Annotated in this window: 17 protein-coding genes and 2 pseudogenes; 8 read left to right on the top strand and 11 right to left on the bottom strand. The window is 37.6% G+C overall.

The window, feature by feature from the left end; all coding sequences use genetic code 11:
* Positions 1-26 precede the first annotated feature (26 nt).
* From MN204_RS08945 to MN204_RS08970, 6 genes are all read right to left on the bottom strand, one after another.
* The gene (locus tag MN204_RS08945) at positions 27-1178 is read right to left on the bottom strand and encodes an acyl-CoA dehydrogenase family protein (protein WP_249870741.1); all 1152 of its coding nucleotides are present in this window, start codon (positions 1176-1178) and stop codon (positions 27-29) included.
* 23 nt (positions 1179-1201) lie between these two features.
* Positions 1202-1711: a TRAP transporter small permease gene (locus tag MN204_RS08950; protein WP_249870742.1), complete on the bottom strand. Its 510-nt coding sequence runs from the start codon at positions 1709-1711 to the stop codon at positions 1202-1204.
* Between the two features lie 14 nt (positions 1712-1725).
* Positions 1726-3033 (bottom strand): TRAP transporter large permease, encoded by a 1308-nt coding sequence (locus tag MN204_RS08955; protein WP_249870743.1) that lies wholly within the window; start codon positions 3031-3033, stop codon positions 1726-1728.
* Between the two features lie 51 nt (positions 3034-3084).
* Positions 3085-4218, bottom strand: a complete 1134-nt coding sequence (gene dctP / locus MN204_RS08960; protein WP_249870744.1) for a TRAP transporter substrate-binding protein DctP — start codon at positions 4216-4218, stop codon at positions 3085-3087.
* 64 nt (positions 4219-4282) lie between these two features.
* Positions 4283-5782: a class I adenylate-forming enzyme family protein gene (locus tag MN204_RS08965; RefSeq protein WP_249870745.1), complete on the bottom strand. Its 1500-nt coding sequence runs from the start codon at positions 5780-5782 to the stop codon at positions 4283-4285.
* A gap of 83 nt (positions 5783-5865) precedes the next feature.
* Complete coding sequence (locus MN204_RS08970) at positions 5866-6450, bottom strand: TetR/AcrR family transcriptional regulator (protein ID WP_249870746.1); 585 nt, start codon at positions 6448-6450, stop codon at positions 5866-5868.
* 748 nt (positions 6451-7198) lie between these two features.
* On the opposite strand from MN204_RS08970, the pseudogene MN204_RS21475 reads away from it, so the two are divergent.
* Positions 7199-7258, top strand: a pseudogene (locus MN204_RS21475) (SEC-C metal-binding domain-containing protein); the annotation flags it as partial.
* Between the two features lie 177 nt (positions 7259-7435).
* On the opposite strand, the gene MN204_RS08975 reads toward MN204_RS21475, so the two are convergent.
* On the bottom strand, positions 7436-8122 hold the full coding sequence (locus MN204_RS08975; RefSeq protein WP_249870747.1) for a phosphoribosylaminoimidazolesuccinocarboxamide synthase: 687 nt from the start codon (positions 8120-8122) through the stop codon (positions 7436-7438).
* 782 nt (positions 8123-8904) lie between these two features.
* Between MN204_RS08975 and MN204_RS08985 the strand changes: the two are divergent.
* Positions 8905-9005: pseudogene (locus tag MN204_RS08985) on the top strand (IS3 family transposase); the annotation flags it as partial.
* A gap of 103 nt (positions 9006-9108) precedes the next feature.
* On the opposite strand, the gene MN204_RS08990 reads toward MN204_RS08985, so the two are convergent.
* Positions 9109-10698: a long-chain-fatty-acid--CoA ligase gene (locus tag MN204_RS08990; protein WP_249870748.1), complete on the bottom strand. Its 1590-nt coding sequence runs from the start codon at positions 10696-10698 to the stop codon at positions 9109-9111.
* Between the two features lie 258 nt (positions 10699-10956).
* Positions 10957-11556 carry a TetR/AcrR family transcriptional regulator gene (locus tag MN204_RS08995; protein WP_249870749.1) on the bottom strand — a complete coding sequence of 200 codons (600 nt, stop codon included), beginning with the start codon at positions 11554-11556 and terminating at the stop codon, positions 10957-10959.
* 228 nt (positions 11557-11784) lie between these two features.
* On the opposite strand from MN204_RS08995, the gene MN204_RS21480 reads away from it, so the two are divergent.
* The 6 genes from MN204_RS21480 (at position 11785) to MN204_RS09020 (ending at position 16388) form a co-directional block, all read left to right on the top strand.
* Positions 11785-11979 carry a TetR/AcrR family transcriptional regulator gene (locus tag MN204_RS21480; protein ID WP_368858658.1) on the top strand — a complete coding sequence of 65 codons (195 nt, stop codon included), beginning with the start codon at positions 11785-11787 and terminating at the stop codon, positions 11977-11979.
* A 57-nt stretch (positions 11980-12036) separates the two neighbouring features.
* On the top strand, positions 12037-12315 hold the full coding sequence (locus tag MN204_RS09000; RefSeq protein ID WP_249870750.1) for a hypothetical protein: 279 nt from the start codon (positions 12037-12039) through the stop codon (positions 12313-12315).
* Position 12316: 1 nt separating this feature from the next.
* Positions 12317-13963 carry a sodium:solute symporter family transporter gene (locus tag MN204_RS09005; RefSeq protein WP_249870751.1) on the top strand — a complete coding sequence of 549 codons (1647 nt, stop codon included), beginning with the start codon at positions 12317-12319 and terminating at the stop codon, positions 13961-13963.
* A gap of 54 nt (positions 13964-14017) precedes the next feature.
* A complete protein-coding gene (locus MN204_RS09010) occupies positions 14018-14581 on the top strand; it encodes a YIP1 family protein (RefSeq protein ID WP_249870752.1) in 564 nt (187 codons plus the stop codon).
* Between the two features lie 308 nt (positions 14582-14889).
* On the top strand, positions 14890-15459 hold the full coding sequence (locus MN204_RS09015) for a DUF4256 domain-containing protein (protein ID WP_249870753.1): 570 nt from the start codon (positions 14890-14892) through the stop codon (positions 15457-15459).
* Positions 15460-15671: 212 nt separating this feature from the next.
* Positions 15672-16388, top strand: coding sequence for an HAD family hydrolase (locus MN204_RS09020; protein ID WP_249870754.1), 717 nt, complete (start codon positions 15672-15674; stop codon positions 16386-16388).
* A 111-nt stretch (positions 16389-16499) separates the two neighbouring features.
* On the opposite strand, the gene MN204_RS09025 is transcribed toward MN204_RS09020, so the two are convergent.
* Together MN204_RS09025 and MN204_RS21485 are read right to left on the bottom strand one after the other, a co-directional pair.
* On the bottom strand, positions 16500-16880 hold the full coding sequence (locus MN204_RS09025) for a cupredoxin domain-containing protein (RefSeq protein WP_249870755.1): 381 nt from the start codon (positions 16878-16880) through the stop codon (positions 16500-16502).
* Positions 16881-17348: 468 nt separating this feature from the next.
* The gene (locus tag MN204_RS21485) at positions 17349-17432 is read right to left on the bottom strand and encodes a putative holin-like toxin (RefSeq protein ID WP_368858659.1); all 84 of its coding nucleotides are present in this window, start codon (positions 17430-17432) and stop codon (positions 17349-17351) included.
* Between the last annotated feature and the right edge of the window lie 167 nt (positions 17433-17599).

Here is a 17599-nt window from a genome sequence, read left to right on the forward strand (position 1 = left end):
AACACCTCCGTTTCTCAAAAATCTGTCTAGGAATGTAGAATTTTTTTTGCAATGATATTCTTCATAATTTCAGTTGTACCTGCGTAAATACTCGTTACAGGAATATCGCGGTAACGACGGGCAATTTCATATTCCTCCATATAACCATATCCACCATGTAATTGCATGGATTCAGCAGCGACCCTTTTTGCCATCTCACTAATCCACCACTTTGCCATCGAAACTTCTTTGACAATATCCTTACCTTGTAAATGCATCTCCACCTGATGATTAATATAGGTTCTTCCCAAATCGACCTCTGTCGCCATTTCGGCAATCTTAAACTGGGTATTCTGAAAGTCGGCAATACGCTTTCCGAATGCTGCTCGTTCTTTAACATAATTAATGACAAGGTTGAGCATTTCTTCTGCTTCCACTTGAACTTGAAGTGCGACTACTAATCTTTCTTGTTGCAACTGTTCCATCAAATAGTAGAATCCTTTTCCCTCTTCACCAAGTACGTTTTCAGCTGGAACTTTTGCGTTATCAAAAATCAGCTCTGCCGTATCCCCACTGTGCATTCCGATCTTATTTAATTGTTTACCCCGCTTAAATCCTTCTGTTCCATCTTCAATTACGAGTAAACTTATGCCGCGATAAGCTGGTTTCGCTGTTGGATCCGTTTTACAAACAACGACCACATAATTAGCATTTTTTCCATTGGTAATGAATGTTTTTTCTCCGTTGACGATATAGTACTCACCTTCTTTTCTTGCGGTCGTACGAATGTTTGCTAAATCAGAACCGGCACCGGGCTCCGTCATCGCAATTGCTGAAATATATTCGCCACTTACACTTTTTGGGAGCCATCTTTTCTTTTGTTCCTCTGTTCCGTAGCTAGCTATGTACGGACTTGTGATGTCAGAGTGAAGGCAAATTCCGCTTGCTATCCCGGAGCCGACTCTTTCCAGTTCTTCGATAAGGACAGTGGAATAAGAAAAATCAAGTTCTAATCCGCCATACTTTTCCTCCACCCATGGTAGTAAAAAACCATTTTCCCCAAGTTTTAGCCATACTTCCCTTGGGATAGCACGTTCAGCCTCCCTTTGTTCGTAAAAGGGATATACTTCTTTATCAAGCATTTTTCTTAAAGATTCTCTAAAAATATCATGTTCACTAGTTAGAAATGAGGGTTTCACTTTTCTTTCTCCTTTCTATTTCATCAGATACTTTTACCTACTTCTTCTTCTCTCTTTTCTCCGCTTAATGCAGTATATATAGCTTCCAAGAGAACAAATAAAAATCCAAGAGGAACTAAGAAATAAATTGGCCAGATTGGCAACAAGCCTCCACCAACCGGGACTGCCATTTTAGAAGTAAACCCGGAAAAAGCAAAAATAAAGCTATAATATGTCAGCAGTAAAAATATAATGATATCTATTATATTAATTAATGATCTGTTAAACTTTTGAAATCGCTTTGGGGTTTTAGCAATAATCTCTGTCAATCGGGGTAAAACTCCTGACCAATAGACATAACCCAATGCAGGAAAAACCAGAGCAGGCATCAGAATATATTGAACGATCTCATAAGTACCGGTTAAAGGAATACCAAAAACGTTTCGCATAAATACATCTGTCACTAAAGCAAACATCATAAGGAGTATTGCTATTCCGCTAATATATTTCCCGGATTCACGTAAAACCTTATTTACCTTTTGAATCCATTTCATCTTCTCCACCTCCATCATCTCATTTGGCTTGGTAACCAGGTGACTAGCTCAGGGAATATAATTAGTAATCCAATTACGACTACTGCTGCAATCAAACCAAATACGATACCTGTTTTAAACAGTCTTTCAATTGGAATTTTCGTTATTCCCCCAACAGCGATAACACTCATACCAACAGGAGGAGTAATCAGACCGATTGTACAAACCACTGTCAACATGATTCCAAACCATAGCGGATCTACTTGAATGGTATCTAAAAGGGGTTTTATAATCGGTACCGTCATTAGAATTACAGCCGCCCCCTCAATGAACATAAATAGGAAAAAGTAGAAGACCATAATAATAATGATGACTAAAGCTGGATTTGAAAGAAGTGGCTCTAATAGACCAATTATTTTACGTGGCATTAAAGAGAGCGATATAAAACGCCCAAATAATGATGCACCCATTACGATAAACATAGCCATTACCGATATTTTTGTTGTTTCAACTAATGCGTTATTCAAAAACCTGAAGTTTAATTTCCCTAATAAGCCTGCCATAATTAATGCAAGAAAGGCACCGACAGCTCCAGCTTCTGTTGGAGTAAATATTCCCATATATATACCACCGAAAATTGCTGTGAAAATGAATAAACCGGAAATAATGACAATAATGTAGCGGTAAATTGGCACTTCTTCCATCTCACTAGCTTGTGTCGTGGAATTAAACTCATGCTTTGACCTTCTTAAATAAATCATTGCTACTAATGAAAAAACAACCATGAGTAGAATCCCGGGAATTAATGCGGCAGTAAAAAGCTGTCCGATTGAAATCTGTGCAACAACTCCATAGATAATTAGAAAAACACTAGGGGGTATAATGGCAGAAAGCGAGCCTGCCGATGCAGCAATCATTCCGGCTAAATGACTTGGATAACCTCTTTGTTGAAGTTCAGGAACTGCTATTTGACCTAGTGCAGCAGAAGTAGCAGTTCCTGAGCCCGAAACTCCGCCAAGCATTCCACCTAACAGAATGGTTGCGATTCCAAGTACTCCTCCTCGACCATTAGAGAGTTTATACATCAAACTATATAAATCTTTAACAATCCCTGATTGCATAATAAATTGAGCCATCAATATATAAAGGGGAACGGTTGTTAATGCATAACTTGCTGTTCTTGAGAAAGGGTCATTTTGAATAAATCCAGTGACGACACTTGAGCCTTCGAGCAAGAATATACCTAGAATCCCTATTCCGAATAATAATGTGCTAATATGCTGACCGGCGATTAAAAAATACAGGAATAGTGCCAGAGCGATAAATATAATGAGATTTTCCATAAGGTTTCCCCCTTCTCTTATGTAAGAAAGGAGCATGAGGCTCCTTTCTGCTTACTCTAAATCTAATATTTCTTGTGGTAATGTACCGCCGGCGTCCATTAATAAATCCCGCCATAATAATGCTATTTCATTACCAGCAAAACCGTCTGCCTCCAAAATTTCAATCCAATCAAACCATGTATCAACAATTGCTGCTTCTAAATGCTGCTTAAGGTCTGGATCTAAATCTTGAAAGCTAATAATCTCTCCGCCTTTTTCTTTATTCGAAGCATAATTCTCTTCGGTTTCACCTTTTGTTAAGCTGGCACCGTGATGAGTAATCTCATAAGCTTTTTCTTCAAATAATTGTTGTAACTCTGTAGAGAAGGAATCCCATGTTTCTTGCTTCATTGCAGTATAGCCGGCAAAGTGTCCTACGTTCGCATCCACGATCGTATGTTTGATTAGTTCATCAAATCCAAATGCTATCCAGTCCGGAGCGTTATAGATGATCCCATCAAGAGCGTTACGGCTTAATGCGTCATAAGATTCTGATATTGGCATGGATTGTCCTGTAACACCAAGCTTTTCAGAAAGAATTTCATGAACTCTTGAAGCTGTTCTGAGTCTAATAGTCTGAGTAAAGTCATCCTTCTTTTCAAATTTGTTTTTCGTTGTGGAAATAACATATGGTTCCGTTGCAGGGTTAGGGAACGCAACTAATCCTTTATCTTCAAATTCTATTTCATAAAATGTTTTTCCATTTGCTATGACATGGTCACTTTTCATTAAGTTTTCTAATGCCTCAGTGACCATTTCCGCATCTGATCCAAGCGTAGGAAGCATCACTACTTCTGTATACGGAAAGCGTTGCGGATCGTATGGTCCCATTAATGTAAGAGCAATATCTATTGATCCTGAATTTAATGCATCAAACTCATTTCCAAGTTCCACAAGTTCCCCAGCAACGAACTTATCGAATGACAATTCTTCACCAGAATCTTCCTCCACTTCTTTTAAAAGTGGTGCGAAAAAGCCGCGATCCCAAAAATGCTCAGTAGGAACACCGGATGATGCTTTTAAATGTAAAGAGCCTTTTGAACCTTTCCCACTAGTAGTTGTAATAGTATCTTCAGCTTCGGTGGTTCCACAAGCAGCCAGTATTAATAAAAATATAAACAATATTGAATAAACTTTTAGCCTCATTGTACATCTTCCTCTCATTGGATTATTAAATTACATGTTTTGAAAAAGGTTAAATATTGACTTTTTACCGTACTTCGTTTAATGTTCGCATCGTATGCTTCAGTACTTTCCCGGATGCATTTCGAGGCAGCTCATCAAGAAGTTCGATTTCATATGGCACTTTATACTTTGCCATATTTTTTTCACAATAGGTGATCACATCTTGTGCTGTGATTTGCATCCCTTCTTTAATCACGATAAATGCTTTTGGTACTTCTCCGTATACTTCATCTAGGATTCCTACAACTGCAGCTTCTAAGATCTCTGGAATTTGATATAATACTTCTTCTACTTCAACTGGATATACGTTTTCACCTCCACGGTTGATCATGTCTTTTTTCCTATCGACAATATATAGTAAATCGTCTTTATCAAATCTTCCAAGGTCTCCTGAATATAGCCAACCGTCTATGATAGTTCGTTCTGTTGCATCTTTATTTTTTAGATAACCTTTCATTACTTGTGGTCCTTTTACAACGATTTCACCAACTTCACCAATTGGCAATTCTTCTCCAAATTCATCCACTACTTTGACTTCGGTATATGGCAAAGGTGCTCCAACCGAGCCAATTTTTTTGAGAGCTAAATGATCCTTTAAAGAAGTTGCTGCAGGAGAATTTTCTGTTTGTCCATATAAATTTTGCACCCCAACATTCGGGAAAGTTTCCTTTAATTTTTTTACCAGTTCGTATGGCATCGGCGCAGCTCCATAACCAAATAGGCGAAGGTTCGGAAGGTCTAACGTATTAATATTCGGTAAATTTAAGATAATACTATACATGGCGGGAACACCGAAAAATATAGTTGCTTTCGTATCCTGCAGGGATTGCAAGGTCTTGGAAGGGGAGAAGGCTTCTTCAATCGCGATGGACCCTCCCATATAAGTGACCGGAACTACAAACACATGACTAGCCGCACAATGAAAGAGTGGGGTAGATACATGCATACGGTCATATTCTTTGAGATTCATAGACTCGGACCAGATTTTGGCAGTATATTTAAGGTTACTATGGGTTAACATGACCCCTTTCGGCTTTCCAGTTGTACCAGATGTATACATGACTGCTGCTACTTCTTCAGCCTCTATTTTTATAGGCTGAAATTCGAGGGTATCATATGCATAGATTTGTTCCAGCCCTTCACTTGCTCCTATAGTAACTACATCTTCAAATTCATAGGAAATCTGTTGAAATGTGTCATCCAGTCGAATATCATAAATTAAGCCTCTTGCCTCGGAGTGATTAAAGATATATTCCACTTCAGGAGCAGCTAATTTCGTATTAACAGGCATGACGGAAAATCCACCTAATTGAATTCCGTAGTAACAAGCTAGAAAATGATCGGAGTTTAAGGAATAAAGTGCGATAATATCACCTTTTTTATATCCTTTTGCTTGGAAATAGGCTGCAATATTTTTAGCTTTCTTAAAGAATTCAGCATAAGTCCATGCTTCTCCATTATGCAGGGTATAAATTTTGTCCGGCTGTTCCTTAGCATGCAGTTCTAAGTTTTCAGTGATTAACATCTATTTTCATCTCCTTTTGCGCATTAATATTGATTAAAAATGGTTACCATACAGGTCTTTCAGTTAATGAAGCGCTTACATTTTTAGTTGACTAACTTGATAATATAATCACCATACCTCTCTTTTAATTCTGACTTAGATAACTTACCATTTGGGTCATACCATTGTTGCACCCAGTTCATCGCTCCGAGAATCATCATTCTTACTAAAATAGGATCCTTCACTTGAAATTCTTTATGATCAATTCCCTGTTGGATTGCTTCATCAAAAAGTCTAGAGTAATACTTGCGAAGTTTTAAGACAGGTTCTAGCTGCTCTTTGTTGAAGGTGCTTTTTGGTTCGAAAATCAAGTTGAATATTTCTCTTTCTTCAATTGCATATTCAATATGTGTTGATACCATCTTTCGTAACGTTTCTTCAGCAGTGATATCTTCTTTTTGTAGGATATCTTCCAATTCTTTGGTGGCTAAAGATAAAACTAAAGTATGACATTGGTAAATTAAATCATCTTTATTTTTAAAGTAATAGTACAGGGATCCTTTTGTCATTTGAAGCTCTCTTGATATGTCTTCCATTGTAGTATTTTCATAACCATTACGATTAATAACAGACACGGCAGAAAATAGAATTTGGTCTTTTTTTAACCGTTTTTTCAGCGTTTTTCTCACTTTATCACCTCGTTCCTTTTTACCTAGGACAGCAATAAAATTGAACAGCGTTTAATTTTTAATTATTATATGTGATTTAGCAGAAAAAAAATTACTAAGAGTTTGTATTTATGTTTTTAAATATAAGTTAGGGAATGAAAGCTTTCAATCATTAGAAGTTTGACATCGGTAGGGAGACTAACTGATTCCAATTTTTATATATAATTGAATTATCTGAATTTTACTTATAGAATAATATAACACAAAATAAAGAAAAATCAACTCAAAATTTAAACAAAGTTCAAATTTATTAATGGGGAAATTAGTGGGCCTAGGGACAGACCCTAATTTACCCACTTTCCAGATCATTTGGATGACACTGTCCTTCTGTCGTATGTAAAAAACAGTTCTTGAGGGGACATTGGTTTTAGGGTGCGTGTTACCGTTCGGAATTTGATTTTATCGAATTGAACAAACAATTATGTTTGTCTTCTTAACTATAATTATTGACCAACTGCTTGAACAAAGTGAAAAGAATCTACCAGAACTTTCTGCGCCAAAACTAGAATACACCACTAAATACTAGCGGCGTTATTAAGAAAGTATCTCGATTCACTAAAATATATAGTTAATAAATTAAGCAACAACTCTGCTGAAATCGTATAAATATCTTGCACTATCTAAGTCTAATGCCCGATCATTAATTTTCATTCCTACCTTTACACATAAAATAGATTGCAACTACAAACTTAAATAGTATGGACTCGGACGGAATGACCCTTGCCCTTGTGGTAGTGGTAAGAAATTTAAGAAGTGCTGTGGAAAGTGATTGAAATTGATGATATCAACTCTTAGGTAGTTCCCAGCCTTTCTCTTTATATTGGACGGGTCGACTCATGCAAAAAGCCGAACACCATATGGTATTCGGCTCTTGCATCTTTTTTTATCAAGCGGTTAACTAGCTACAGTAAAGTAACCCACAGTTTGATGACTTACTTTATTACTGTCAGGAGTCGCCCAATAGTAATTTTTCTAGGTCCAGCGGTTGAACATATTCCCCATCTTTATAAACTCTCATATTTCCACCAGAAATTTCATCAATTAAGATAATTTGATGATCGGCATTTCTACCAAATTCCAACTTTATATCATACAGTTCCATTCCCTTTTTTTCCAACTCATCTTTTACTACATGGGAAATCTCTTTTGTAAGATTCTTTAGAATGGAATACTCTTCTTTTGTTAAAATTCCTAGCATATGCAATGCATCACTGCCGATTGGTGGATCCTGCCGCTCGTCATCTTTTAAAGTTACTTCAACAAATGCATCCAGGATTTGGCCCTCTTCTGCATATTTTCCATACCTTCTCAAAAAGCTCCCTACCGCACGGAAACGACAAATTACTTCTAAGCCTTGGCCAAATACGGTTGCCGGCACGACTGTCATTTCTTGTTTCTCGATATCTGCATCAACAAAATGTGTTGGTATATTTTGCTCTTTCAACCTCTCAAAGAAAAACTGAGTGAGCTTTAATCCAGCTTTGCCTGCACCTTCAATGGAAAGCCCAACAGTATTTGCACCTGGATCAAATACACCATCTTCACCAGTCACATCATCCTTAAATTTTAATAAATAGTTTCCATTTTCTAATTCATATACATTTTTTGTTTTACCAGAATATAAAAGCTTCATTTCATGCACCTCTTTAGAAGAATTTAGAAAAATCGAGCCTATAGCATTACAGGCATATGAGTAACATTTATAGTTGGGAATTTAAAGATTCCCTTGAGTAAAAAGTATTTATAATCTATTCCGTTATTATTACATATTCTATTAGGACTGTCACTCGCTATTTTTCGACATTTATCTCTTTATCGGATTCCTCTTTAAGCCCATTCCTTCATGTTGTCTCGTCTTTATAGAATTACCATTATCCGTAAATCCATAGCCACTTTTTAAGTAATATTTTCTCTAACTCCATCCTTCAGCCATTTCACTGTTGATGTCACTGCATTATAACATCCTCTTTTGTAAGTGGCTTGCAAGTTTTAGACGTTGGATTTCTCCACGGCTTAGAGAACTTGTCGTCTGTCCCAAGGTCAGATACCCTAATCCGACTTCTTTTAGCTTAATGCACTCTTTTTATGATTTTTGTATATTAAAATACTGAATAGCCACGTCTATTATTAAATTGAGCATTTGTACTATATTATTATCTCGATGTCGATAGGACAATGCTTCGTCCGAATATCTCGTACCGCCACAAGCTTCACACGGAATCGTCACTGGATCCGCAAATGCGACGTCCGGCGTCAGAACTCCTTTTCCTTTGCAGGTAGGGCATGCACCTAAAGAGTTATAGCTGAACAAACCTGCTGGACGCTTTCTTTTGAAAATAAAAAGCGAATGTCATCCATGACTTAACGGATGAGGTAGAATATCAATCTTGAAAAACTTTAAAATTACTAAAGTAAAAAATAAATCATTACATGGTTTACTATAACAATTATCGATATCAATGGAATTTAAAAAGATGACCCCTATTCAATATAGGAATCATCTTTTAGTTACTTAACTCTTTTTTTCTTGTGTCCTTGACACGGGTCCAGGTTTAGATGGCACCTTTTTAATTTCTGATTGAAGCGATGTAATTGAATACCATTGCTTCACTCACCTTCTTAATTAACCATTTTGTTCTTATTCTTCCAAAATTCGTTTCGTAAATTTGCCTTTTGTATTTTGCCTGAACCTGTTTTAGGCAGTTCTTTTACAAAGCTGACAGATGTGGGGGCTTTATAATGGGCAATTCGTTCTCTTGCAAAAGCAATGATTTCCTCCTCCGTTACCGTTTCTCCATCACGGACAACCACAATGGCATGCGGAGTCTCTCCCCATTTTTCGTGAGGGATGGAAATCGCGGCAGCTTCCACTACAGCAGGATGCTCGTACAGGATATTTTCAACCTCAATGGACGAAATATTTTCTCCGCCGCTGATAATAACATCTTTTTTCCTGTCGACAATTTCGATATTTCCGTCACTGTCGACGACCCCCATATCTCCGGTATAAAACCAGCCATTCCTGATGACTTCTCTTGTCGCCTTTTCATTTTTCCAATAGCCTACCATCACACCGTTGCTCCGGATTGCAATTTCACCGATTTCCTGACTATTAGGCGCCACCTCTTCACCTGTTTCATTGACTACTTTCACGTCAGTTAAGAACATTTGATAGCCCGCCTTTGATTTCATCCGGTATAAGTCTTCTTTAGATGCATCCACATGTTGGGCCCGGATAATGGATGTTAGGGTCAGCGGGGACGTTTCTGTCATTCCATAGATCTGTATGAATTCCCAGCCTAATTCTTCCTCCACTTTAGCTACAAACGTAACAGGTGGTGCGGAACCACCAATGACAACCCTTACATTTTGATTTAGATTTAGTTTACTTTCATCATAATATTGAAGTAAAGAATTCAGCACAGTAGGGGCCATTTGCATAATTGTCACGTCATGCTTTTGTAGCTTCTCAAAAATGATATCCGGACGGGTTTTTCTTAACATGACCTGGGTAGCACCGTTGCCTGTATAATAAAATATGGAGCCCCATCCATTGACGTGAAACATAGGTAAAACATGAAGCACCACGTCTTGATCACTTACACGTAAATGATGCATCACTTGAAGGGCTTGCATGTAATTGTTTCGATGAGTGAGCATAACGCCTTTCGGATCTCCTGTCGTCCCGCTTGTGTAAAGCAGGCTGGCAATATCTTGTTCGTCCATTTCTGCACGATCAAACGGATTTGCCGTAAATTGTGCAAGCCACTTTTCATAATCAAAATCGTTTTCCTCAAATTTAATCTTGCTGCCACCGTGAACAATGATCTGTTCAACATTCAACTGATCTCTGACCGGGTCGATAAGACCGTACAATTCATAGTCCACAAATAACACTTTGGTTTCACTATGATTTAAAATAAACAAATAATCATTCGGTTTTAACCGAATATTTAGTGGGACAGTAACGGCTCCCAATTGAAATGCTCCGTAGAACCCTTCTAACATTTCCAACGTATTCGGAGCCAAGATAGCAACCTTGTCACCTTTTTCGACACCCAGTTCTTTCAGCCCATGGGAAAGCCTATTTACTCTTTCATTCAGTTCGAAATAAGTGACAACCTTTTCGTCATCAATGACTGCCGTCTTATCTCCATATAGCTTAACCGCTCGATCTAAAAAGTCTGTCAATAATAATGGTACGTACACATTAACCCCTCCAATATAACTATTTTTAAGATATGTCACATTATATTTTATTGTTAGAAAATTTTCAACAATTAATATTTTTAGTATAGGTACAAGTACAGGCGAAGCACTCCTGAACGTTTTTTAGGGAAAGGACACCGTTCAATCCGAAAAATTTGCATGCGCTGAATATTCAATATTAAGCCGGTAGCTAGGGAACAAGATTAGTTTTATAATAAGAAAGTGCCCTCAATTCTTAGAGATTTGCTTTCAACTTTGTCATTTTAAAATTCCGTGTAATGCCATCTCCATTGCTACATCCAACACTTCCTTAGGGACCTCTTCCTCTTCCAAATAAATCCATCTCATCCCGATAAACTGACCGATGCCCATTAAACTATAAGCCAACGCTTCGTGATCTAGTAACTTAAATTCACCTGTTTTATGAGCTTCTTTTAAAGCTCTAATATAACCGTTTGCTAATTTCTCGTAGTACCAGCGATATAAATCCTTATCAACAATAACTGCCTGCAAAACAATGCTGTATAAGTTTCGGTTTTCACCTACCCACTCAAAAAATGCTTCAAAACCTCTCCGATGCACATCAATCTGAGGCGATTTTTCAATCGACTGTTTAATAAATAGGCGAAGGTCCCGACTCATTTGCTGAACTAGTTCATCATAAATTGCCTTTTTCGAAGGGAAATACTTATAGAACGTCCCTTGCGCAACATTTGCTCCTTGGGTAATTTCGACAATTGACGCTTCAAAATACCCATTCGTACCAAAAACCTTTTCAGCTGCTTTTAATAGTTTTCTTCGTGTGTTTAACCCCTTTTTCGTTAATTCCTTTTCAGTTTTTAGTGACAAGTGAATCACCTCCTATTTAATTTTTGTTCCATCCCTTTTTTGTTAATTTAGCTTCATCCAAAAATGACAAGTAATTCACCTCTCATTTTAAGGGATAATTTTACTTATGTAAATATATTTATAAAAATATTGATACTCTTATAAATATTTAGTATAATCAAAAACAGAAAAGTGATTCACCTTTCATGAATAGCAATTGTCACAAATTAGTTAACAAGGAAAGGGATCCAAAAAATTATTGGACACAGCAGAGGGGTTCTTTGGAAAAAAGGTTTTTTTGACACATCCATCATTAAAATTACTTTGAAGGAAGGTGTGGCGAAAGGAACATTTTATTATTATTTTCCAACGAAAAAGCAATTAATGATAAGTGAATGTTCAGCTTATTGTTTTGGCCACGGATTGAATGTTGTCCAGCTTACTTTTAACTAGTAAGTTTACACAAAAAAGAAAGCCCTTACATCTTGAAATAAAGGAGGAGAATAGTTTATGAGTGCGTATAAAAAAGAGGTTTGGTTTACGATTATAATGTCAGTCATTCTATTGCTTGCTGGACATGTCGGCTTTATCTTTTCGATCTTTCCAGTAGAAGGTAATTTGTTTGGTTTCCCGATTATGTATATCGTACCTATTTTAGTTGGTTGGTTTGGGATATTCATTTTAACGATCATTGCTGGAAAAATTGGTAACCACATTGATGATGCGATTGATGCGGAAAATGAAGAAAATATAAAAGAGCAAAACGCTGAAATGAAAGGAGTAAGATAATATGGAGCAAGCATGGCAGTTAACTAATCCAGTTATAGGTATTGTAATTGTATTTGCAACTTTCGTACTCTTCTATGCCGTAAGTTATTTTTCTAATCGTGCAAGTAAATCCGTAGAAGACTTATATATTGCTGGCGCTGCTGTCGGTCCAATTACGAATGGTCTTGCAATGGCTTCTACTTACATGAGTTTAGCTACATTCTTAGGCGTTACAGCGCTCATCCTTCGAATCCAAGTTCCATTCGTTCTTTTATGGATTCAAATGATTTTAGCGATTCCTTTAATTACGATTATCTACGGAACTTCATTACGTCGGATGGGGGCCTTCTCTCCGACTCACTTTGTTCGTGAACGTTATGGTGTATCCGCTTCTCTTATTGCGGCACTATTTATGATCTTAGTTTCCATTATGTATGCTTTAGGACAAATGATTGGTATTGCTGTTACATTTGAAACATTACTTGGTATCCCTTATAGTACTGGTCTTATTGTTGGTGGTTTTTTAATTGTTGGATTCGTAACGCTGGGTGGAATGAGCGGTGCAACAAACAACGCAGCAATCCAAATGGTTATTATTGCACTCATGTTCATCATTCCATTAGGTGCTATTATGAAAGCCATGGGTGGTTCTGGTTGGTACTTCCCTCCACTTTTCTATGCTGATATGGTTCCAGCAATGCTAGAGGCAATGCCGAATTTCTTTGATTATCAATACTCACCAAAATGGTACTTTGCTATCATTCCTGCTTTAACGATTGGGGCTCTTGGCTTACCTCACTTAGCAATGCGTATTTATACAGCATCGAACCTAAAAAGTGCACGTCAAGCTATGATTTGGTGTGTTTTAGTACTCGGCCTTATATTCTCCGCAACATATGCGATGGGGTTTGCAGGTGTTTACTATGCACAAATTTCTGGTGTAGAGATTTCTCCTGCAGATGCAGATAAACTAACCATTATCTTGAACCTTGTCTATAACCCTGAATGGGTAACAGCACTTGTTATCGCTGGGGCAATCTCAGCAGGTCTATCCACATTAAATGGAAACCTATTAGCGATTGGGGCTTTAATCTCCCAAGATATCGTGACAACACTTAGGCCGAAATTAATAAACAAGTCAAAAGTACGTTTAGGTTATATGTCTATCGCTATGGGTGGTCTTCTCAGTATATTACTTGCCTTTAACCCACCTGAGTTCTTAACTGTAAGTATATTATGGGCGTTTGGACTCTCTGGGGTTACCAATGCACCACTGATTATCATGGGTGTATGGTGGAAAGAAGCCAATAAATACGGTGCGATGGCCGCTTCTGTAATTGGTGGGGTCGTATATGTTATCGTTTCCCCATTCGTATTACCAAACATCGTTGTAAGTGGACATGCTTTAACGGATGGAATGGGACTTTCTGGAGCAATGCTAGCCGTACCGCTTAGCTTTATTCTCCTAATAGTAGTATCATATATCACAAACCGCATTCCAGCTTTACAAAAAAATTTACCTACAGATGAGGATCATAAGTTAGTTGAGCGTATTCATGGTTGGAGTGACGTAAATCCAGCCCGTTACAATAGCACATTCGGAGCGTTCGTCATGACATCTTTAAGTATTGCTGTATTTGTTTGGGCATTACTACCTTGGGTGTTTTAAGTTATAGCGATGATTAATCAAAACTAAAAGTACTTTAAAATGAGGGGATAATTAATGACAGGGTTGATACTTTATATCCGTACTATTCTATTAAACAACGAAGCTATTGCCGAACTGACCACTTCTTCAAAGTGGAATATATGGGGTCACCTTGTTACTATCCTTTTAGGGTTCATTTATGGCTTTATCTCTATTCAGCTAAATATAGAATATATTTCTAGTTTTGATGCTGATTTTTTGAGAAACTTAGTCGTTCCTGGGGTGTTCCTCGTCGCAGGAATAATCATGGTCCTTTTAACAAGGGTTGCCCTTTCGTTACTGCTATGGGCTGCTTCTAGAGGCTTTGGCGGACCTGGGTACCTCGGACAACTTTTCCGACTTGGAGCTGGTGCACTCATTCCATCAATCCTTGCAATGCCAGGATTGATTGCTAATGGTATCGATGCAGCCGTTCCATTTATTGCGATCGTTGGTGTCATTTTAGGGATTGCTTGGATGTATTTCATTTGTGTCAAAATTGTACTTGTCACTCAAAAATTCGTACCATGGAAAGCATACACATCCGTCTTAGCCATCTTTATTTTCTTCATCAGTGTTTACTATATTGTTACACCTTAGAGATCAACAATGAAGGGCACCTTTAGTAAGTTAAAGGTGCCCTTCTTATCATATTGTCAATTTTACATAAGAACCTTGCTATGCAGAGACTTGTAGAAGAAATAGCTGCATTCGAGGAGTCAAATTGATTTCAAGTTCATCTGTGGGTGGAGTAGTAATCACGGAGAATAATAGACGCCTGCAGCAAAACCAATTTTGAAGGTATGAATTTACTTAAATCTATATATTACTGTAAACTGAATACACAAGATTCTTTAAACCATTTATTATAAAACCATGATGTGTAAAACAAATAGGGAGAGAATAACATGACAAACAGCATTCAAAAGGAGTTATCAATCGAACAGCGTGAAGAGTTACTGGAAACATTGAAAGCCCGTTTTGAGAAAAATATGAACCGCCATGAAGCTCTTGTTTGGGACAAGGTACAAGCAAAACTGGTTGCTAATCCTGCAAAACTATGGTCACTCCATGAAATGGAAAGAACTGGCGGTGAACCGGATGTTGTCGGTCATGATAAAGAGACGGACGAATACATTTTCTATGATTGTTCAACGGAAAGTCCTAAAGGCCGTAGAAGTGTTTGTTATGATCTTGCAGGGCTGGAGTCAAGGAAAAAACATAAACCAGAAAATAATGCGATTGATATGGCAACCGACATGGGTATTGAGCTTTTAACGGAAGAACAGTATCGAGCATTGCAGGAGCTTGGTAACTTCGATACGAAAACATCGACTTGGGTGCAAACACCGTCAAATATTAGAGAACTTGGCGGAGCCCTTTTTTGTGATTATCGTTACGGGCAGGTCTTCGTTTATCATAATGGAGCTTCCTCTTACTATGCTTCCAGAGGATTCCGTGGCTCGTTAAGGGTGTAAAACTATTATAGGAGAAAGCATTTTTAAAGAACCACAGGAACAGTTCATCGTCCCGAATAGTTTAAACTACAGGGCGATGAACCTGTCCCCACGGTCTTTTTTTATCATCTTCTTATTAAGTTCGCTTAAAAAATAGCTATCAGATAGTATAACCTCTACACCTCTTCTACTACTCTATGAATTATAGTATGATTGGAGTGGAGGTTGATAGGATGGATACGATTATTTTTGATGTGGATGATACATTATACGATCAGGCTGCATCATTTAAAAATACATGTAAGAAAATGATTGATACGCCTTTCACTGATCTTGAATTAGATAATCTGTATATCATAAGTCGCAAGTACAGTGATGCATTATTCGATGATCAAGTAGCTGGGAAAATAACCGTTCAGGAAATGCATATCCGCCGTATGAAGGATGCATGCGCGGAGGTTGGTATTGAAATGACCGCACAACAAGCAATAGATTTCCAAGAAGCCTATGTAGCTGAACAACAAAAGATAGTTTTATTTGATGAAGTTATCGAGCTAATGGATCTCCTTGTAGAAAAAAATAAGCAGCTTGCAGTCCTAACAAATGGAGCTGAAGGGCATCAAGCGATGAAAATCAATCAATTAAAGCTAGATAGATGGATTCCCAAAGAGAATATGTTTATTTCGGGTGCAATTGGTCACGCAAAGCCATCTAAAGAAGTGTTCACAGTTCTTGAAAATAAACTTGGATTGGACAAGAGTAAAACGGTTTATATTGGGGATTCATTTGCGAATGATATCGTAGGCGCAAAACAATCGGGATGGCATGCAGTGTGGATGAATCATCGAAAACGAAACATGCCTGAAGATAGTGTTAAACCAGACAAGGTAGTATATAGCGCAAAAGAATTATTAGAAATATTTTCAAATGAACTAGTTGTTTTTAATTAATGGCATTCAATTTTTTATACCTACTTAGCCAGAAATAGATAGCGATAGAATAGCGTTTGAGCTAGACTATCGCTAGTTATTGTTAGACATTTATTCGACTTTCTTTACTTCTTATTCTACGATTACTTCTCCAACCATCCCTTCTTTTACATGGTACTGACATATCAGTTCGTATGTACCAGTCTCTTCCGGTTTTACGGTGATGGTTTTCTCTTCTCCCGGCTGGAGTTCGACGTCAATACCAAGCTTTTCTACAGTAAAGGTATGTTCCCTCTGACCTACATTTTTCAATAGCAGCTCTGTCGTTTCTCCATTAGCAATCGTAATCGAATCTGGGTTAAAGTAATCATCGTGCAACTCGACAACCATCTCTTCTCTCGTATCCATAGGCACTAATTCGGTTTCGGTTGCTGCAAACACATGTAGTGGACCTGAACTGGACATAACAAGAATCATTACAAGTAATCCTGCTAACCAATTTTTTATTGACATTGGCAATCCCTCCTTTCATTAAACTATCTTCTTCCATTTACTTTAAATTATTACGATACATTTATTTTAGGTGAACCAAGAATGAATTAGTTGCTTACTAAATGAAAAGGAAAAAGTAGTATTCCTCGCCAATCGTTCTACGGCCAATGTGCCAGTCCCCCATCGCTTTAATACTGTAAAGTGGTGGGGGGCCGGCACTTAAATTCATTTTTATTGGATTTCCCCTTTGATTTAGGGGTACAATAGGAAAAGCACCTTTTAATTTAGATACCTTTGTTTCTTGGTTTCTTTTCGAAAGCTTTTATTTTTTAAAAAAATCGAGTATACTATAAATAGAACATCATACAATAATAAAAACCGCCTGGTGCTGGAACACCAAACGGTTAAGTGGTGCAAAGCCCTTCAAAGGGGCGGCTCACAATAAGGATCAAAATAACCACTCCTATTTGCTCGCAAGGCTAAGGGTGGTTATTTTTTATTATTAAATGACAGAACTGCTACGATTACGGCTCCAAAAGAAATCATTAGAACCATTGCTTCGTATACCGCCATTGGCAACACCCCCTTTCTCTAATAAGGGAGCGAGCCACCACCCAAGAAAAAGCCTTATACACCTATTTCTATTATAACATTATTCATTGATTGTTTATTTCATTTTTGAAATCAATAGATTGTTCAGACCCCCGGCACACTAGTGCAGTGGGGGCTGACCCTTTTTT

Source organism: Oceanobacillus saliphilus, from assembly GCF_023522835.1.
GTDB lineage: Bacteria > Bacillota > Bacilli > Bacillales > Amphibacillaceae > Oceanobacillus > Oceanobacillus saliphilus.